Source organism: Prosthecobacter sp. (assembly GCF_049294395.1).
Lineage (GTDB): Bacteria > Verrucomicrobiota > Verrucomicrobiia > Verrucomicrobiales > Verrucomicrobiaceae > Prosthecobacter.
In genome coordinates, this window is record NZ_JBAQCR010000100.1 from 23,334 (window position 1) to 42,636 (window position 19,303).

Genomic DNA, 19,303 nt, shown 5'->3' on the forward strand with positions numbered 1-19,303 from the left:
CCGCGTGATACGCCCGCAAGAATGACATACAATCCCATTGCGTTTCTGGCACTAATCATGCCTATGAGAGGGAAATGTCATTTTTTCAGCAACTGCATCAGGACAATCCCGTGGCCAGTGACCTGCTCATCTTCAGCGTCGTCATTCTCGGCGGCATCGGCCTGGGCAACATTCGTTTCCGGGGAGTCAAGCTGGGCACCGCGGGCGTGCTCTTTGCCGGTCTGGCCGTTTCTCATTTTGGCATGCGTCCCAATGCGGAGGTGGCGCACTTTCTGAAGGAGTTTGGGCTGGTGCTCTTCGTCTTTGCGCTCGGCATGCAGATGGGGCCGGGCTTCTTTGCCTCGCTGCGGCGGCAGGGACGCATGCTGAATGCCTATGCCTTTGCCTTGGTGTTTTTGGGGGCCGTGGTGGCTTTGGCGGGGGGCTGGATGCTGAACATGCCGCTGCCTGCCGTGGCGGGTTTGTTTGCCGGTGCCACCACGAACACGCCCGCACTCGGAGCCGCGCAGCAGGCGCTCGCTTCGGCCCATGTGGACCCTGCGCTGATCACGCTGCCGGCGCTTTCCTATGCGGCGTCCTATCCCTTGGCCGTCGTCGGGATCATTGTCTCACTCATTCTCATGCGGGCTTTTTTCAAGGTGGATGTGACGCAGGAGGCTGAGACCTTCCGCCAGGAGCAGGGGGCTGGCATCGAGCCGCTACAACGCATGAATCTGCGGGTGGAGAATCCGAATCTTGACGGTGTCGCCATCGCCAACGTTCCCGGTGTGCAGGAAACCAGCGTCGTCATCTCGCGGCATCGCGCGGCCGCAGAGGTTGAAGTCACCGCCGCCACGCCGGAAACGAAACTGCATGTGGGGGATGTGATCATGGCCGTGGGCACGCAGACGCATCTGGAGCAGTTCCGGCTGGTCATCGGCAGTGTGAGCGAAGAGAACCTCATGAAAGCTCCTGGCAGGATCACCTACCGCCGCGTGGTGCTCACCAACAAAAAGCTGCTGGGCAAAACGGTGCGTGAACTCGGCCTCGATCACTTTCATGGCGTGGCCGTCACCCGTGTGAGCCGTGGGGATTTGATCTTCACGGCGCTGCCCGATTTGCGCCTCCAGTTTGGCGACATGCTCCAGCTTGTGGGCGACGAGGATTCCCTCAACGCGGCCACACAAAGGCTCGGCAATGCGGTGCAGATGCTGCAGGAAACAAAGTTTGCCGCCATCTTCGCTGGCATCCTTCTCGGCGTGCTGCTGGGCCTCTACCCCATCCGTATTGAGGGACTTCCAGCGCCGGTGCGTCTCGGGCTGGCCGGCGGGCCGCTCATTGTGGCCATCCTGATGAGTCATCTGGGACGTCTGGGCCCCATGGTGATGCACATGCCCATCAATGCGAACCGCGCCCTGCGTGAGCTGGGCATCATCCTCTTCCTAGCGAATGTGGGCCTGCTTTCCGGGGAGCATTTTGCCGCCACGGTTTTCTCGGCGCAGGGGCTGCAGTGGGTGCTGCTTGGGGTGCTCGTCACCATGCTGCCGCTGCTCCTGGTCGGGTTTGTGGCACGCAAATTTCACCGTGTTAACTTCATGACACTGTGCGGGCTTCTTTCCGGGGGCATGACCGATCCGCCCGCGCTCGCCTTTGCCACCACCATGGCTCGCAGCGATTCCCCCGCGGTGGCCTACGCCACGGTGTATCCGCTCACCATGCTGCTGCGCATTGTGGCGGCGCAGGTGATTGCCCAGCTTGCCTGAGGAGGGTGCCGTTTCGTTTCAACTCCACGCTAAAAATACAAGACATCCGGCGCACTTGGCGTTCCTTGCGGCCTGCCATGAAGTCAACCATCGTCGCTTTTCATCTTGCCGCACTCCTCTCGGGTTCTGCTGTCTTGCACTCAGCGGAGACACCGCCTGCTGAAGTCAAACTGCCGGAAAAACTGCCTGAGGACCTCAAGAAGCAGGCGCTGGAGTTCAAGAAGCAGCAGGCGACCGTGCGTGAGTACATGCAGGCGGGCAAATACGCGGAGGCCGAGCCGGTGCTGCGCTCCCTCATCGCAGCTTTCAAGAGCTACTTCGGTCCAGGCAATGCACTGCTGCCGGAGTGCCAGGGGGCTCTGGGCACCTGCCTGCGCGCGCAGGGCAGACCAGCGGAAGCGGAGATTGAATTCCGTGCGTCATGGGAAGGACATGTGAAGTACTCAGGGGCGGACAAACCTGAGACGCTGCGCATTCACAACGCTCTGGCGGAGACTCTGCACGAAGAAGGGAAATTTGAGGAAGCGGAGAAGGAGATCCGTGCGGTGGTCAAGGAGATGACCAAGGTGTACGGAGCCGAGCATGCTGCGACCTTGCTGAACCGCACCAACCTTGCCGTGGTGCTGGGCGATGAGAAGAAATTTGCCGAGGCCGAGAAGGAACTGCGGGACGTGGTCGAGATCGATGTGCGCGTTCTCGGCATCGACAAGCAGCCGACCCTCATGGCCCGGGGCGCTCTGGCCGTCAACCTGCGCGAGCAGGGCAAGCTGGCGGAAGCCGAGCAGGAGTTCCGAAAAGTGCTGCTGTTTATGGATATCAACCCCGGTGAGGCGCACGTGGACACGCTGACGTTCCGCTACCAGTTCGCCCTTTGCCTGACGCTGGAAAAGAAATATGCCGAGGCCAGAAAGGAAGTCGAGGCGGGGCTGACGATGGCGAAGAACAAACTGGGTAATGATCACCCCAGCACGAAAGATCTGCAGCAGCTCGTCACGACTCTGCAAAACGCTCCCAAGTGAGCTGCATCAAAGCTTGCAGCAATGAGATGAAAACTTGGCCGTTGAAGCGCACGGCGCTCCAAGCTGCATCACTGCTTCTGTGCAGATCCAGGGGACAGATGACAGACAGCGCATGCAAGGCCAGCTGGTATGCGCTTGGGGAGTGAGCTTTTGGAAAGGGGGGGGCATGTGATGAGGCAGCAGCCCACGATGGGACGAAGACTTCTAGGGACGCGCACAGCGCATCCCTACCATCCAGAGCAGCGCGTGCCTCAGGGCTGGTAGGGAACCGCTGTGCGGGTCCGAAGTTTCGGGTCTGTGGCGTCGCGGGCATTCAAACAGGTGCGCCGTCCAGGGAATGTGGAAAGACAGGAGATGTGGGACGCCTGCCACGCAGGTTTGCAGGTGTGGTTTGACCACACTCCAGAGAAAACAGCTCTGCATGAATCATGTGCTAATTATTTAGCACATTGGGCTTGCGTTGATCCGGCTCGATGTGCTAATAATTTAGCATGTCGGAAAAAGCCAGCCAGTTAAGCCGTCGCGAACGCCAGATCATGGACATCATCTACGCGAAGGGAGAGGCCACCGCCTCCGAGGTCGCGGGTGCCATGACGGATGCCCCGAGCTACTCCGCCGTGCGCGCCTTGCTGCGCATCTTGGAGGAGAAGGGGATGCTCAAGCATCGCGAAGACGGCAAGCGCTACATCTTCCTGCCCACCGAACCCATCCAGAAAGCCAGCCGCTCCGCGCTCAAGAACATCGTGAACACGTTCTTCGAAGGCTCGCTGGTGAACACCGTCGCCGCGCTGGTGGATGGGCGCGAGAAAATCTCCCCCGAAGAGATCCAACGTCTCGAGTCCATCATCAAACAGGCCAAGAACCGCTAACCAACCCACCTATGAATCCATTGCTGTTCCATGTCGTCGACCTGCTGGCCAAGAGCGCTGGCATCGTTCTTCTCGCCTTCGCCACGCTGAGCCTCTGGCGCAGCGCCTCCGCCGCGCAGCGTTGTGCGGTCTGGCTGGCTGCATTCTTCGTGCTGCTCCTGCTGCCGGTCACGCTGCTCTGGCAGCCGCAGTGGTCCATTGCTCTCATGCCGTCGGTGCGGGAGGTGCCATTGCCCGCACTCAACGGTGCGATCACGCAGTCAGCCTCAAACCTCACGGTCCAGGCAGCGCAACCTGAAACGCAAAGGTGGCTGCCAAGCTTGAGCATGGCACAGTGGCTCGCGCTGGTATGGCTCACAGGCTTGGTCTGCCTTCTTGCTCATCGGATGGTGGGCAGCTTGCAGCTGCGCCGTTTGAGATCCCAGAGCCATCCTGTGCAGGATGAGCGCACTCTCGCGCTCACCGCACGCGTGGCGGCTGATCTGGGCGTGGAGCGGGGCATCTCGCTGCGCATGGCGTCCAGCGTCTCAGTACCGCTGACATGGGGCTGGATAAAACCTGTGCTGCTGCTGCCGACCGAGGCGCTGGCGTGGGACGAGGCGCACCTGGAAGCCGCGCTGCGCCATGAGATGGGGCACATCCGCCACTGCGATGCGATGACACGTTTGATCACCTGTTTCATCACGGCTGCCTACTGGCCGAATGTGTTTGTCTGGCTGGCGGCCAAAGCATGGCGCACAGTGCAGGAGCAGGCTGCGGACGACCTGGTCATCCGCTCGGGTGCGGTGGCGGAAAACTATGCGCTGCAATTGCTCGAAGCCGCACGCAGTGTGCAGGCCGCCGGTGGACTGCGTGCTCCTGCCATGGCCATGGCCCAGCCCTCCACTCTTGAGACACGGCTTTCGGCGATCATGGACGATTCGCGAAACCGCAGTTCCTACAGCATGCGCGGGGCGCTCACCGGTCTAGCCACTGCCTTCGCGGTGCTCGTACTGTGCGCCACAGCGCAGTTGCGTGGGGCTGATGAAAAAACGGCGCAGGCTACGACTCACAGCAGCAAGCTTCGTGACAAAGCCAGGGAGATCATCCTGACAAAAGTCAAATTCAGTGACACTACTCTGCTGCAGGCCGTTGAGTACCTGCAGGCCAAATCCATTGAACTGGATCCCGAGCACAAGGGACTGAACCTCGTCATCGAAAAGCCCGACTATGAAAAGGGTCCCAGGATCACGCTCGACCTGACCAATATCCCGCTCTATGAAGCTCTGTCCTACGTCGCTTCTTTGAGCAACCGGGTGGTGCGATATGAAGCCTTGGCCACCGTGATCGCTCCCATGCCTGCACCGGGAGAAATGGTCACGCGCTCCTACAAGCTGCCTGCGGGTGCAGCGGCCAAAGTCGACAATGCTAGGAAATGGCTTGACGGCAAGGGGGTGGTCTTTGAAGGGGCAGCCTCAGCGGCGCTCGTCGCCAACGGCACTCAACTCGTGGTCAAAAACACCCAGGCGCAGCAGCGGGTTGTGGAAGACCTGATCAGCACTCTCGTGGCAGGAGACGCAGGTGGGCCTCCAGGAACTGCGGTCCCTGCTGCGCCCGCAGCTCCGAAGTCACCACTGATTGTCAAAGCAGAGTCTATCGTCATTCCGACAGTGCAGTTTCGCAGCGCGACGGTTCCTGAGGCCCTGGAGTTCCTGCGAGCCAAAGCGCGTGAGTTTGATCCCGACAAGAAAGGCGTGAGCATCCTGATCCGCGAGTCCGACGTGCCGCCCAACGTGAACATCTCCCTGGATCTCAAAACCGTGCCGCTCACCGACGCGCTGCGATACACGGCGGAACTCGCGGGGTTGGAAGTGACGGCGGAATCCTACGCCTTCATCCTCAAGCCCAAGACTGCCAAATAGACGGGCATATGGGAGGGGGCTGCCCGCTGTATCAGCAGGCAGCCTCAAACCTGCAGCAGCGAGACGGAGACCTTGCCACTAAAGCAGGTCTCCACATCCGAGCCGGGATCACGCGGGCGTGATGCATAAGAGGCGGAGTAAGCATAGCCGTGCTCTTCCTTGCGATAACTCACATTGAGAGGCGACCGTGCCGGCTGGCTGAGGATGCGTGGCGGCAGGGCGCTCTGATCCGCTGGCAGATGGGGAAGATTGATGTTCCAGAAGGTGCTTTGCGCGTGGTCTTGGGCGTGCGTCTCCTCACGATCTCCGCCATCCATGCGGCGGTGCGCTGCCAGTCCACGGTGAGTTCGCGGATCAGGTAGTGGGACAGCGCCATGGAGCGAAAGCCATGGTAGGCCGCCTCGCGTGCTGCGGCCACGGTGCCGGAGATGACGATGTCCTGCCCCATGTTGCCACCGGCATTCACACCGGAGAGCACCAGATCAGGTTTCAAATCGAGCGCAAACAAGGCCAGCCGTACGCAGTCGGCCGGGGTGCCATGCACGGCGTGGCGGTTCTCTCCGAGCGTCTCCACCTTCAAATGCTGATGAGTGGTGACGCGGTGCCCGCACTGGCTCTGCTCCGTGGCCGGAGCCACGATGGTGTAGTTCCAGCCCAGCTGCTGCATCGCATTTTCCAAAGCCTGCAATCCCGGGGCGGATATGCCGTCGTCGTTCGTGAGGAGGACGTGCATGGGTTTACGCGAGATCAAGAATGACTTTGCCGCCGCGTGAGCCTTCCTGCGCGCGTGTGATGGCTTGTTTGAAATCAGCCAGCGGCACGATCTCGTCGATGGCGGTGACGAGTTCGCCGGATTGGATGAGGGCAGTCAGAGGTTCGAGCACTTCGTAAAGTTCTGCCGTGCTGGCTTTCTCAAACCATTTGGTGATCCACAGGCCGTGAAGCTGCAGATTTTTGAAGATGAGGAATTTGTTCGGCACCTTCAGGCTGCGGCGGCTCATGGCGCCATACGTGACGAGGATGCCTTCGGGGCTGAGAAGGTCCATCATGTGGATGGCGCTGTCACCACCGACGGCATTGGTGGCCAGCATCACGGGCTCATCGCCAATGATGGATTTGGCTTCAGCGACACCTTCGTCGGTGTCGAGCATGACAAGGTCAGCCCCCAGCGTTTTCAATTCATCGAAGAGCTCGACGCGGCGCACGAAATTGATGGTGCGCAGTCCGAAGTGATGCGCCAGTTGGATGAAGGCACGGCCCACGCCAGAGTTCGCCGCATTCTGCGCCACCCAGGCACCTTTCGGGAGGTCGGTGTAGTGCTTGAGCAAAGCCCAGGCGGTGACGGGATTGACACGCAGCATGCTGGCCTGCACGGCATCCATTTGAGAAGGTATCTTGGCAAAGTGATGTTCCGCCGCCGTGAGATGCTGCGTCCAGCAACCGGTGCCCACCAGCGGAATGACGACATCGCCTTTCGCCAGCGATGTCACCGCGCTGCCAACTTCCTCCACCTCGCCACAACCTTCATGCCCAGGAATGCAAGGCGGATGCGCCGCACGACCGTAGGTGCCCTCGATGAAATTGAGATCCGCCGGATTCACCGGCGCATAGCGCATGCGCACCCGTACCTCATGCCCTTCAGGTGGTGTGAGCGTGCGCTCGTGGAGTTGCAAAACTTCAGCAGGATTGCCGGTGCGGTCGAATTGAAGAAACTGGGACATGGTGAAGGGATTACGTGGGGAAAGGGAATGAGGCTGTGCTTTCTGCACAGTGGGGCGGAGTGGCCGCGTGGCAAACTTTTGGTGACAGATGGAGGCGCACGAGCCATGATCAGCATAAGCCCTGCAACCCTCCGGCCTATTTTCCACCATGAGACCCCTCATGCCCTCTTTCACCAAGAAGCGGATGCTTTGGATATCAGCCGCCGCCATCATGCTGGTGCTGGGGTTTCTGGCCTGCCGGTGGATTCTTGAACGGGGCCGGGCTCTGGCGGCGCTGGAAACAGAAACTGCGGCCGGGCTGTTTGTTGAATGGCGCATGCCTTCCTGGGCGGAGGATCAGCCTTATCTGGCCAGACTTTGGCCGGGGTCCACTTTGGGCAAGGTCCAGATCGACTACCCAATGAAGGATGCTGCCGCATTGGGCGATCTTCTCTGCCATTTTGGCAGCTTGGAAACGCTTTCTATCGGTGCGGGAGAAGCGGATGAGATTCACCTTCTGCTCTCTCATTGCGGCGACCAGCCTCACCTAAAATCGTTGTTGATTTTCAATGTCGAGGTGGATGATCGCATTCTGCCTGTGCTGGCAAAATGGCACACTCTGGAGACCCTCACAATGGTGCCGAATGAACTGACAGGTGAAAGGTTTCCGTTGATGCCCAACCTTCGCAGCATCGACATGTCTTACTCTCGCGTCAGTGACAAGGGTCTCGTGCAATTGATTGAGAGTCCGAAATTAGAAGATTTGAAATTTTCCGCCACAAGCCTGACATCATCCGCCCTCGTGCAGGCGGTTCGCACCGGCAAGGGGCATCTGAGGGGGCTATGGCTGAGTGAAGTCAATTTGAAGGATGGAGACACTGACAAAGAAAGGGACAAACTGCGTGAGACGGTGAAGCTGATTGCTCCCGAACTCCAATTCGGTTTTTGAGTCTGTGGACTCCCGTGAATGAGCGATTCAAAAATTGAAGGAGCAGTTACCTTTTCGGCGGCAGTGAAAGCAAATACTCTGCAAAAGCTTCAGGCGTTCTAGTGCGCTTCATGAACTCCTCATCGTTGATTCTTATGCCGCCGCGACTGTATGACTCTTTGTCGATTATTTCGCCAGTTCGCTCATCGTAGGCCAAGGAGACAAGCTTGTCTCCGGCCAGGAAGACCGGGCCGTCCCATCGGGCAATCATGTCCTCATATCTTGGGCGACCAGCTTCATTTGAATGGATGAAACGGGACTCTGGCAAAAGCTGGTTGCTGGAAATGCAGACGTAATAAACAGTGTCCATAACACCGCCGGTCATCAAATACGCAGTCGTTTTGCCTGAAGGTGATCTAATGATTTTCGGATTGGAATCGAATGAGAGTGAATGCAGGGAATGCGCCGATACAGCAAGGCGGTGATGAAACGCGAAGGCATCGACCGTCAAAAGGGCAATCGTGAGAGAGGGAAGTATCCATGCCCAGCGAACCCAGCGGGAGCGCATGAGGGTCAGCAGCAATGAGGCAGCTAAGGACATCATAAGCGGGGTCCAATAAAAGCACCCGAACTGGAGCCATGCGCTGAAGGCAACAATGATAAGCAGATAAATTTGAAGGCAGCGCGGCACCAAGAAGGCTGCGACTGCCGCTGCTACCACGAAAATCCCGAGCGAAGGCAAAGCCCTTCTGGAGAGTACGATCGAAGGATACTCGGTTACCAGCATGAACTCGCTGTCCACCAACAATTTCAAGCCACCAAACAAAGAGATCAGCAGAAGGGCGATCCCTGCGGTGACTCTGAGAACCTTGATGATTTGCGAAGCATTCATCACTCCTTCCTCACCCCAATCTCCTCCACCGGGATCGCTTTGAAGCCCAGCTTGAAGGCGGGGGATTCAGGCTTGAGGCGGAAGTCGTCGTTCTTCCAGTCGATGAACAACGGATCGGCAACCATGCTATGCTTGTCCCATCCGGCGTTTTGCCAGGCGGCCCATTCATCCAGCGGTTCGGCTTCGGTGATGCGTATGTCGTCGAAGAAGACCTGGCCTTTGGGCTCGTGGCAATCCACGCGCAGCCAGAAGGCGGTCATCCAGGGTTTCCATCCGGCTTCGTTTTCGCGCAGCATGCGGCCGGTGGCTTCGACTTCCTTCCACTCATTCGTAGCAGTGATGCTGGTGCTGCCGGCCTGCCAGTAGCCTTCGCCGTTTTTGAAGGCGGCAAAGGCGAGGCTGATCTTGGCGGTGGGTTCGCTGGATTTGACGCGGAGCTTCACGCGATACGCGGCACCGGGCTTGATCGGCACATCAGGGCTGTGGAAGACGCTCTTGGGGTTTTTGGGATCGGTGCCGAGCGCGCAGTCCACACGCAGTGCGCCATCGGCGACGACGAGTTGCACGTCCTTGTTGGGGCGATGGTTGAAGCCCCAGCCCGGAGGTGTTTTGCCGGGTGCGACGGTGTCGAAGTTCTCGGTGGCGAGTGGTGCGCCTTTGTCCGGGCCGACTTGATTGATGCCGGTGACGATGGGGTGGCCGCTGTTCCAGGCGATGTTGTAGTCGATGGTGTTCCACTTCGGCGTGGCGTTGCGGATGTCGCCGTATTTCACGCCGGGGGTGTCGCCAAACATGATGTTATGCTGGAAGCTGTTGCCGCTCATCATGGTGCCGTCGTCACGGATGGCGTCCTTGGGGTGCAGGTCCATGTGGCGCATGTGCTTCCACGCGGGCTGGCCGGCCACGGATTCGTAGCCCTTGATCATCGTTTCGATGTGGCCGGTGTAGAAGCGCTGGTCCTTGGTCCAGCCGTGGAGGTCGAACTGAAACTTGCCGCCGAGGGCGAAGATGTTGTTTTCCACGATGCAGTCGCGGGAGTTGTGCATGTGGATGGGCGTGTGGGCCACGCGATAAACAATGTTGCCGATGATGTCGAGGCCGCCGCTGTTGTCGTCCGGGTAGAGGCCGAAGGTGAACCACGGATGCTTCAGGCCGCCGGACTCCTGCCCACAGCCGATGATGTCGTGGATCAAATTGTAGCGCCATTTGCTGCCGCGGCTGCTGATCCAATCCCGCCCGCCGGTGTAGATGGCGCCGCCGTCCTGGGTTTCGAGGCAGAGGTGGTGCAGGTGGTTGTACTCAACGATGAGGTTGTTTCCGCTCATCTGCACGCCCATGCGCGGGCCGTCGTGGATGTGGTTGTGCGCGGCGGTGTTGTCCACGCCGTACATGCTGATGCCGCAGGCGTTCTTGTTGAAGACTCCCATGTGGTGGATGTGGTTGTCCTCCGCAATGTGCCCCGGCCCGGTGAGCGTCTTGCGGTCTCCGCCGCTCAGGCTGATGCCGTTGCTGCCGGTGTAGCTGATCTCGTTGTGCGAGAGCCGCACGTTTTTGCCATCGCTCACGCCAATGCCGCTGCCATTGAAGGCACCGACCTGGGTGATGACGCAGCGTTCGACGAGGCAGTCCTCTGCGCGCTCAAAGGTGATGGCGCTGCCATGGCAGCCGGTGAGTGTGAGGCCGCGAATGACGACATTTTTCGCGCCCGCCTTCACTTTGAAGAAGCTGTCGAGAGTGGGGATGCGGACCTCAAGCGAGGTCAAGTGCCCTTGAAGAGGCCAGAAGTAGAGCGTGCCGGTGTGCTTGTCGTAAAACCACTCGCCGGGTGCGTCGAGTTCTTCGAGGGCGTTTTGAAAATGGTAGCGGTTGTGCGGGTGGAGGTCGTAGCCGCAGTTCTTTTTCAGCGTGAGCTTGCGTGTCTGCGGATCGAGCGAGCCCACAGGCTCCACGAAATTCCACCAACCGTACTGCGCGAAGATGTCGAGTTCCACGTCCTCTGGGTGCGCCCACTGGCGCACATCCTCGGGCTTCACATAAAGCGTGCGTTTCCACAGGTGGCCTTCGGGAGCGCCTGCGGGTGGGAACTCGGCCACGAAGGCCCAGCCGCCGTAGAGGGGATCTTTGGCATCAAAGTTCGGGTAGCGCGCCAGGATCTGACGCTCGCCGTTGCAGAGGAGCTGCTTGGGGATGAAACCCTTCGGCAGCAGTTTGGAGACATCCGCCTTGAAGATCGTGCCTGCCACCGGCCCCCAGGTGGTCACGAGGGGGGCGCCGATGAGCGTGCTTTTGGTGCCTGTGATGGTCAGGTTCGAATCCTGCGCTTCGAGCTGGATCGGCTGTGTCAGCTCCGTGGTGCCTTCAGGCAGAAGAATGGTCGCCGGGGAGTTGTCGCCGCCTTTCCGTGCGGCGCGGACTTGTTCCAGCGCCTGGGGCAGCGTGAGGGCAGGGGAGACCTTCACCTCCAAGGCATGGGCGGTGAAAAGCAGGGACACAGTGAACGCGAGGATTAGAGAACGGGTCGGGAACATGGTTGCCCAGCGATACGCCATGCTGCCGTGAGGGCAAATGGGTGTTGTGGGCGGGAATTGGCGTGGGGGAGGTGGATTTGAGGCAATTGCGTGAGCTTTGTGTCCCAGCGGAGTGGTAGGATCGAGGACGAGAACGAGCAGGAGCACGAGGACGAATTTCCCAACTCCCTCCGTCCTTGCCACACGCCCCCATCTCGCTAGGCTTCGCGCTCCTTTTCCCGAACCATGAGCGCCCCTGACACTGCCAAGAACTACAAAGACACCGTCCTGCTGCCGAAGACCGACTTTCCCATGAAGGCCGATCTCGTCGCACGGGAGCCGCAGCGCCTGGCGAAGTGGCAGGAGGGGAAGCTCTACCAGCGCATCGTGGCACAGTCCAAAGGCAAGCCTACCTTCATCCTGCATGACGGCCCGCCGTTTGCGAATGGTGACGTGCACATGGGCACCGCGCTCAACAAGATCCTCAAGGACCTCATCGTGAAGTCGAAGACGATGGCGGGCTTTCACACGCCTTTCATCCCCGGCTGGGACTGCCACGGGCTGCCCATCGAGTTCAAGGTCGTCAAATCCGCCGCCGGGCTCACCCCGGTGGAGGTGCGCCAGCGCTCCGAGGCGGAGGCCCGCAAGTACATCGACATCCAGCGCAACAGCTTCAAGCGCCTCGGCGTTTTCGGCGACTGGGAGAACCCCTACCTCACGCTGGACCCCGGCTACGAGTCCGGCATCCTGCGCACTTTTGGCAAGGCCGTGGAGCAGAAGCTGGTCTATCGCATGAAGCGCCCGGTGCTGTGGAGCTACGGCGCGCAGACCGCGCTGGCCGAGGCCGAGGTGGAGTACAAGGAGAAAACCTCCCCTGCGGTGTACGTGAAGTTTGCGCTGGTGAATCCGCCGCCCGGCTGCGATGGCGCATCCCTTGTCATCTGGACCACCACGCCGTGGACGCTGCCTGCCAACCTCGCCATCGCGCTGCACCCCACCTTTGACTACGTCAGCGGCACCTTCACGCATGAAAGCGGCCGTGTGGAGAAACTGGTCATCGCCAAATCCCGCGTCGAAGCCTTCGGAGCTGCCACCGGCTTCAAGCTGAACACCGAGCACGCCAACGAAGAACTCAAGGGCACCGCGCTCAATGGCTGCGAAGCGCAACATCCCTTCCTCCCGCGCACCTCAAAGGTCATCAACACCCTCTTCGTCACCGATGACACCGGCACCGGCGCGGTGCACATCGCCCCCGGTCATGGTGCGGACGATTACCAGGCAGGACGCGAGCACGGGCTGGAAATCCTTTCCCCTGTGGATGCCGATGGCAAATACACCGCTGAGTGCGGACTGCCCGAGTTCGTGGGCAAGCATGTGTTCCAGAGCAATGACGGCATCATTGCCCTGCTTGAAGAGAAAGGCGCGATCCTCGGCAACGAGAAGTACGTGCATCAGTACCCGCACTGCTGGCGCTCCAAGACGCCGATCATTTTCCGTGCGGTGGAGCAGTTCTTCATCAAGATCGACGATATCCGCGCCAAGGCTCTCTACGAGATCGACACCGTCCACTGGATGCCCGCCTGGGGCCGCAACCGCATCTACGGCACGGTGGAGAGCCGTCCGGACTGGTGCATCAGCCGCCAGCGCACCTGGGGTGTGCCGCTTCCGGTGTTCTACACTGCCAGTGGCGAGATCATCATGGACCCCGAGGTCATCGCCAAGGTGGCCGTCGTCATCGAGCTGCACGGCAGCAATCTCTGGTTTGAAAAAGATGACGCCTGGTGGGCTGAGGAAGTCGGCCTGCCTGCGGGCACGAAACGTGGCAATGACACACTCGACGTCTGGATCGATTCCGGCTGCTCGCATGTCAGCGTGCTGGACCGCCATCCCGAGCTTCACGCACCGGCGGATCTCTACATCGAGGCCACGGACCAGCATCGCGGCTGGTTCCAGAGCAGCCTCATGATGAGCATCATCGCCCGTGGGCACGCGCCGTACAAGGCCGTCATCACCCACGGCTTCGTGGTGGACACCAGCGGCAAGAAGATCAGCAAGAGCGACCAGGGCGCGGGCAAGAGCTCCAAGCCCATGACCGCCGACCACTACTACAACACCTACGGCGCCGACATGGTGCGCCTCTGGGTGGCCAGTGTGGACTATCAAAACGAAGTGCCGTTCTCCGAAGACCTCTTCAAGCAGAACAGCGAAAACTACCGCCGCATCCGCAACACCCTGCGCGTGCTGCTTGGCAACCTCAGCGGAGAAGCAACGCAAGGTTCCCGCCTGCCAGATGTGGACGTCGAGCAGGCGTCTCGCTTGCCCGATGAAGACGTACCGCAGGGCTCCCACACGCCGCGTGCAACCGCTGCGGTCGCCCCTCAGTACACCCTCGTTGACCGCTGGATACTTGAGCGTCTGCACGCCATCACCAAGGAGTGCGTGGACGCCTACGCGCACTACGACTTCCGCAAGGTTTTCAGTGTCATCAACAGCTTCATCACCGGCGACCTCAGCTCACTCTACATCGACATCACCAAGGACCGGATGTACTGCGATGCCGCCACCAGTCCGCGCCGCCTCGCCACGCAGGCCGCCATCCGCGAGATCACCGAGACCCTCTGCCGCCTCCTTGCCCCCATGCTCGCCTTCACGGCGGACGAAGCCTGGGAGCACCTCGGCTACACCGACAGCGTCCACCTGCAGTCCTTCCCGCAGCCGAATCCTGCTTTCCCCGGCAGCGATGCCACGCTCGCGGTGAATGAACTGCTCAAGGTCCGTGGCGTCATCCAGCAGGCCATCGAAAAAGCCCGCCAGGAAAAGAAGATCGGCTCCAACCTCGAAGCCACCGTGGCCCTCACGCTGCCTGCCGAAGGCTTTGACCACCCCGTTTTCAACGACCCCGCCACCCTCCACGAATTCCTCATCCTCAGCGACCTCAAGATCACCCGCGGCGGCGATCTCTCCGCCGTCGTGCAGGAGTCCACCCACTGCAAATGCGGCCGCTGCTGGAAGTATCTGCCTGATGTGGGAGCCAATGCCGAGCACCCGACGCTGTGTGGTCGGTGTGTGGAGGCGGTGGGGTGAGTGGTCCTTATGCACTCTGAGGGATAAGTATGCCTACATTTTCGCAACGGCTAGGTCTTAGTCCACAGGACGCTGAGATTACGATTCGTCACGAAGCTCCCGACTGGCTTCGTGATCATGTTGTGGACCTAGCTTACCAAGAGGCAGAACTTAAACCGAGTAATCTACGCGCCCATCTTTGCCGTTTACTAATGACTAGCCCTAGCCATGCCTGGTCCGAGTTTCCGAATATTGATGAGGAAGTAAGGCAGATGATCAAAGAAGCAGAATGGTATCATGTTTACGACCTGATGGAGTGGATTTACCAAAAAAAGATCGAATACGATGGTCAAATGGCGGCGAGCTTTGAGTCCTGCCTCAATGAGTGTTTTCGCCGCAAAGGGGTGGGCTGGCAAATGGTGGAGGGATGTATCCAAGTCAGAGGTCCGGAGATTTTCGAGCAAGTTATTCATCTGGCGATATCGTTGGCTGTGAACAGTGGACGAGAGGTCGCTCGCAGAGAACTACAAGAAGCACTAAAAGATCTTTCTCGCCGTCCTGAACCGGAAGTTACCGGCGCGATTCAGCATGCTATGGCCGCGCTAGAATGCGTTGCGCGAGATGTGACCAAAGAGCCTAAATTAACACTAGGTGAGTGGTTGAAGAAAAATCCATCCGCTTTTCCGCAGCCATTGGGAGTTGGCATTGATAAGTTGTGGGGATATACCTCTCAATTCGGCCGCCATGTTGAGGAAGGGAAGCCAGCTAGTTTTGACGAAGCAGAGCTGGTTGTTGGTCCGTCAGGGGCGCTTTCTGCTTACCTTTTGAGAAAAGCTTAATTTGATTAGGCGTTGCCAATCAAGAGCTTTCTAGCCGACTAATCGTTTCCTCACGAGGTATATTGATTGATAGACGATATTCGCGATCAAGCGAATCCATTGCGTAAAAAACCAGTTCTCGTTTTTCCTTTTTTCGAGCGTGTTTGATGTATGTCAATTCAAGAGGGTAGATCTCAAAGTCTTGTCGATCTCCTTCGCTAAGCGCAAACTGCTTTGGTTGAAGAAACCCAGGTTTCAGTCGACTTTCTTGCAAAAAATCGCTCTTGTTACCCTGTGTCTGCCATTCGTTCTGAGCGACCAAAAATCCAACCTCAACGATCTTGATTTGCCGTCTGCCATGATTTTTGAGGCTGATTTTAAGCGACAAGTGGTCTGCCGGAATTTGAATTGATCTTCTTATGCTGATTTTTCCTTCCATCTTAAGAACGGGCTGATCGATGCTCCATTGTCGCCACTGCAACACGAGGCCGAGAGTTCCTGTTAGTGTTCCAATAATCCCAAGGATGAGCTCTAGTGAAAGTTGCATGAAGGTGTTACATTTAAACTAGGCAAGATGATTGACTGTGCAACCGGAGACGCCGGATAGAGAAACGGTGCTCTCCTCTTACGAGGAGGCGTACAGCTTGAGCAAAGAGTTCTTGGGTGGTCATGATCTGGGACTGTGACGGATTGTTTTTGGAATACCAAGTGCGAAATTAAGGCTTGCTAACTAGTTCGTTTCCTTAAGTCGGAAGGGTTGATCAGCTCCTTGCTCACCCAGCCGTTTTGAACTAGTTTCTACTCATGAGCACGATTGACCTTGCCATCCAACGCGTTGCGGGAATCGACGAGCAGCTTGCTTCCAAGTTGCTGATCTGGCCCGACACCCAGCAGGCAGCCAAATCTACACCACCCAAAGAGCGTCCGCTTGGAGCGCGGGCGATGATTGGCTTTGCGGTGCAAGGTGGACGCGCGCCCGCACCACGGCAGACTGGATGAAGGAACTGCGTGAGGGAGCCAAGGATTGATATGCCTTGGGTCATCGGCAGGTAGAGGACTGAAAATTCAGACCTCTGTGTTCATCGTGTCTCTGTGGTGAAAGTCTTTGGCGCGAGGCGACAGAGGTGCCAGATTTCACCACAGAGGCACGATGGCCGCAGAGTTTTCCATTCAGGATCAAATTCAGGCCTCTGTGTATATCGTTTTGTGGTTTTGAGCAGGCGTTCAGTCAAAGAACGACACGCTTCATGCCTCCCAGCATGCTGGTCGAGTTGAAATTCAAAATGAGTCCCTGTCTCCAACCACCTTGCCGAAGTCGTGCGAGAGCGGTGGAAACATGAAGCGCGGTGATACAGTCTGCACTCATAGGGAACACCGGCACTTCGTTTTCGATCACGAGTGGCACTTCTGCATGCGCGCTCAGAGGTTTGCCATCGAAAAGGATCGGGAGCCGTTTTTCCTTCTCAAAAGTGAGCTTGCGCAGACTCAACTCATGACACAGGCAGGCAAGGTAGGAACTGGCCAGCATGCCTGGGCCGATGTGGCGATGAACTTCAACGGCTGCGAGGACGATGGCTGCAGAGACAGGGTCGAAGGCCTTGACGGAATCAACCTCGGCTGAAGTTGCGTTTGGAGGTGTCCAGACCCGGGTTTCGGCACTGCGGTGAATGCCATGCTTGAGCACGGGCACGTTGAAATTAATCAGCAAACCCAGAGGGAAGCGCCCCACACGCTGATAGGTCAGCAGTTGGGCTTCATGCACACTCAGAGTCTCGACGACTGCTTTGAGTTCCAGCGGTACACGCTCCTCTGCCAGGAGGTCGAGCCGATAGCCGCAATCGAGGCGCACGTCCTTATAGATCAGTGGCATTGGAACCTGGCGTTTGTTCATGATGCCAAGTTGGGTGAGCTTCAGATTCAATGCTTCTTCATAAGCGGCCTCATCAAGATCAGGGCCGAGCTGGCGATGGACATCGATTGCCGCTCCGATGATGGCCCCGGTGAGTTGATTGTCTGCACTGATGTTCATGGGGGCGATTTTTAAACCACAGAGACACGGCAGCCACAGAGAATTCCATTCAGTATCACAAATTCATACCTCTGTGTTCATCGTGCCTCTGCAGTAATAGTCTTCGGTGCGAGGGCAAATGAATCAGAGTTAACCACAGAGGCACGATGAGCACAGAGCTTTCAATCAGGACTGAGGTGGGACTTTTCGGGTGTTGATTGGCCCTTTGCCTGCCGAGTAAGCATGCCCATCGCGGCGCATTCCTCTCGACCACCGGCCATTTACTCTCCAAAGTCGTCGCCCCGATATGCCATCTGTTACTCGCGACATCTATCTCGGCACCGATTCCGGAGCCACCACTTCCAAGACCGGCGGCGTCTTCGCCAATGGTGAACCCGTCTCCACTCACCTCCGCCAGAGCTCGACCAATTCCCAGAATGGAACGGCTGCTGTCGTGGCTGGCTGGGTCGAAGGAGCCGAAGGTTTTCTCAAGGACAATGGTTTCACGTGGGATCGCGTGGCTGCTGCGGGCCTTGCCCTTCCGGGCCCCTACCAGCGCTACGGTGTGCTCGAGAAATCTTCCAATCTGCCGGACAGCTTCATCGGCTGGAATTTCCATGCCGACTACTCCGCAGCCATCGCCAAGGCAGCAGGCCGTGAGATCCCTCTCTACGTGGGGAACGATGGCGACTTCGGTGGTGTGGGCGAGGCCGCCCGCGTGCGCGGCGACACCAGAGCGAGCGTGCTCCTGCTGGCTCCTGGCTCAGGCCTGGGCGCTGCTTACATCGATACCAATGGTCTGCCCCTGAGCGGCGATCACCTCGCAGGCATGGAGGGCGGGCACATGCCCATCCCGCGGCACCTCCTTGGCCATGGTCTGGATGAAGTGCCCGCATTTCGCTGCGGCTGCGGTCGTGACTGGGGTTGCATCGAGGCCTACTCCACCATCTCCGGCCTCTCGCAGTTCCTGGAGTTCTTCCTGCCGAAATATCCGGATCACGAACTCGCTCTGAGCAACGACACACTGAGGAGCAAAGGCTTCTCCCTGCGCGGCCGTGCGCAGAATGGTGACCCCCTTGCGCTTGAGATCTTCGACATTCAGGCGCGTGCCCTCGGCATCCACGTCGCGAATTTGTCGATGGCCCTGGACCCCGGCATCATCGTCATCGGCGGTGGTTTGGTGGACCCTGAAAGCACGACGCCTGAGTTCCGCGAACGCTACCTCGGCGGCATCCGCGCCGCAGCGCTGCCTTACCTTTTCCCGAAACAGCGCGATGAACTCCAACTCGTGCCAGCAACTCTGGGGGAACTTTCTCAATCCATCGGTGCCGCACTCGTAGCGCTGTATTCCTCCTCCAAGGGTTGAGTCTCCCCATGGGTACTGAGATCGAACGCAAATACCTGCTCAAGCCCGGCCAGTGGCAACCCACTGGCCCGGGCCGCCGCATGGCGCAGGGTTATTTGTCACGCGATCCCGACCGCACCGTGCGCGTGCGCCTTGTCGGTGAGGATGCTTTCATGACGGTGAAGAGCCGCCGCACGGGAATCACGCGCACGGAGATCGAGTTCCCCATCACGCTGGAGCACGCGCGGGATTTGCTGCTGCTCTGCCACCAGCCCCTGATCGACAAAACTCGGCATCATGTCGTGCATGAAGGCATGCTGTGGGAAGTGGACATCTTCCACGGGGCAAATGAGGGCCTCGTGGTGGCGGAGATCGAACTGCCTGAGGAGGACACGCCGTTCACGCTGCCTGAGTGGATCGGCGAGGAGGTGAGCCATGACATGCGCTACACGAACTCGAACCTCTGCGCGGTGCCGTTCAGCGAGTGGTAGCGGAGCGCGGACTTTAGTCC

The 19,303-nt window shown here is 58.9% G+C and carries 16 protein-coding genes; 10 read left to right on the forward strand and 6 right to left on the reverse strand.

The window, feature by feature from the left end:
- Nucleotides 1-74 precede the first annotated feature (74 nt).
- From WAW39_RS06345 to WAW39_RS06360, 4 genes are all read left to right on the forward strand, one after another.
- Entirely contained in the window at nucleotides 75-1,742 is a 1,668-nt protein-coding gene (locus WAW39_RS06345) for a putative transporter (RefSeq protein WP_422316921.1), read from the forward strand.
- Between the two features lie 77 nt (nucleotides 1,743-1,819).
- Entirely contained in the window at nucleotides 1,820-2,761 is a 942-nt protein-coding gene (locus WAW39_RS06350) for a tetratricopeptide repeat protein (protein WP_422316923.1), read from the forward strand.
- A gap of 491 nt (nucleotides 2,762-3,252) precedes the next feature.
- Complete coding sequence (locus WAW39_RS06355; protein WP_422316925.1) at nucleotides 3,253-3,630, forward strand: BlaI/MecI/CopY family transcriptional regulator; 378 nt, start codon at nucleotides 3,253-3,255, stop codon at nucleotides 3,628-3,630.
- An 11-nt stretch (nucleotides 3,631-3,641) separates the two neighbouring features.
- The gene (locus WAW39_RS06360) at nucleotides 3,642-5,531 is read left to right on the forward strand and encodes a M56 family metallopeptidase (RefSeq protein WP_422316927.1); all 1,890 of its coding nucleotides are present in this window, start codon (nucleotides 3,642-3,644) and stop codon (nucleotides 5,529-5,531) included.
- Between the two features lie 169 nt (nucleotides 5,532-5,700).
- Here the strand turns inward: WAW39_RS06360 and surE are convergent, their stop codons facing one another.
- Complete coding sequence (gene surE, locus WAW39_RS06365; protein ID WP_422316929.1) at nucleotides 5,701-6,264, reverse strand: 5'/3'-nucleotidase SurE; 564 nt, start codon at nucleotides 6,262-6,264, stop codon at nucleotides 5,701-5,703.
- 4 nt (nucleotides 6,265-6,268) lie between these two features.
- Entirely contained in the window at nucleotides 6,269-7,252 is a 984-nt protein-coding gene (locus WAW39_RS06370) for an MDR family NADPH-dependent oxidoreductase (protein ID WP_422316931.1), read from the reverse strand.
- A gap of 160 nt (nucleotides 7,253-7,412) precedes the next feature.
- Between WAW39_RS06370 and WAW39_RS06375 the strand changes: the two genes are divergently transcribed.
- A complete protein-coding gene (locus WAW39_RS06375) occupies nucleotides 7,413-8,180 on the forward strand; it encodes a hypothetical protein (protein WP_422316933.1) in 768 nt (255 codons plus the stop codon).
- Between the two features lie 46 nt (nucleotides 8,181-8,226).
- On the opposite strand, the gene WAW39_RS06380 is transcribed toward WAW39_RS06375, so the two are convergent.
- A complete protein-coding gene (locus WAW39_RS06380; RefSeq protein ID WP_422316935.1) occupies nucleotides 8,227-9,051 on the reverse strand; it encodes a hypothetical protein in 825 nt (274 codons plus the stop codon).
- Nucleotides 9,051-11,579: a right-handed parallel beta-helix repeat-containing protein gene (locus WAW39_RS06385; RefSeq protein WP_422316937.1), complete on the reverse strand. Its 2,529-nt coding sequence runs from the start codon at nucleotides 11,577-11,579 to the stop codon at nucleotides 9,051-9,053. The genes WAW39_RS06380 and WAW39_RS06385 overlap by 1 nt, the downstream gene beginning before the upstream one ends.
- 225 nt (nucleotides 11,580-11,804) lie before the next feature.
- Here WAW39_RS06385 and ileS point away from each other — a divergent pair, with 225 nt between their 5' ends.
- Together ileS and WAW39_RS06395 are read left to right on the forward strand one after the other, a co-directional pair.
- The gene (gene ileS, locus WAW39_RS06390) at nucleotides 11,805-14,642 is read left to right on the forward strand and encodes an isoleucine--tRNA ligase (RefSeq protein ID WP_422316939.1); all 2,838 of its coding nucleotides are present in this window, start codon (nucleotides 11,805-11,807) and stop codon (nucleotides 14,640-14,642) included.
- A gap of 29 nt (nucleotides 14,643-14,671) precedes the next feature.
- A complete protein-coding gene (locus tag WAW39_RS06395; RefSeq protein WP_422316941.1) occupies nucleotides 14,672-15,460 on the forward strand; it encodes an AbiJ-NTD4 domain-containing protein in 789 nt (262 codons plus the stop codon).
- 19 nt (nucleotides 15,461-15,479) lie between these two features.
- Here the strand turns inward: WAW39_RS06395 and WAW39_RS06400 are convergent, their stop codons facing one another.
- A complete protein-coding gene (locus WAW39_RS06400) occupies nucleotides 15,480-15,986 on the reverse strand; it encodes a hypothetical protein (RefSeq protein ID WP_422316943.1) in 507 nt (168 codons plus the stop codon).
- Nucleotides 15,987-16,243: 257 nt separating this feature from the next.
- Here WAW39_RS06400 and WAW39_RS06405 point away from each other — a divergent pair, with 257 nt between their 5' ends.
- Nucleotides 16,244-16,438 (forward strand): hypothetical protein, encoded by a 195-nt coding sequence (locus tag WAW39_RS06405; RefSeq protein WP_422316945.1) that lies wholly within the window; start codon nucleotides 16,244-16,246, stop codon nucleotides 16,436-16,438.
- A gap of 229 nt (nucleotides 16,439-16,667) precedes the next feature.
- Here the strand turns inward: WAW39_RS06405 and WAW39_RS06410 are convergent, their stop codons facing one another.
- Nucleotides 16,668-17,468 carry a GxxExxY protein gene (locus WAW39_RS06410; protein ID WP_422316947.1) on the reverse strand — a complete coding sequence of 267 codons (801 nt, stop codon included), beginning with the start codon at nucleotides 17,466-17,468 and terminating at the stop codon, nucleotides 16,668-16,670.
- Between the two features lie 286 nt (nucleotides 17,469-17,754).
- Here WAW39_RS06410 and WAW39_RS06415 point away from each other — a divergent pair, with 286 nt between their 5' ends.
- Both WAW39_RS06415 and WAW39_RS06420 read left to right on the forward strand, forming a co-directional pair.
- On the forward strand, nucleotides 17,755-18,813 hold the full coding sequence (locus WAW39_RS06415) for an ROK family protein (RefSeq protein WP_422316949.1): 1,059 nt from the start codon (nucleotides 17,755-17,757) through the stop codon (nucleotides 18,811-18,813).
- An 8-nt stretch (nucleotides 18,814-18,821) separates the two neighbouring features.
- Entirely contained in the window at nucleotides 18,822-19,283 is a 462-nt protein-coding gene (locus WAW39_RS06420) for a CYTH domain-containing protein (protein WP_422316951.1), read from the forward strand.
- Nucleotides 19,284-19,303: the final 20 nt, after the last annotated feature.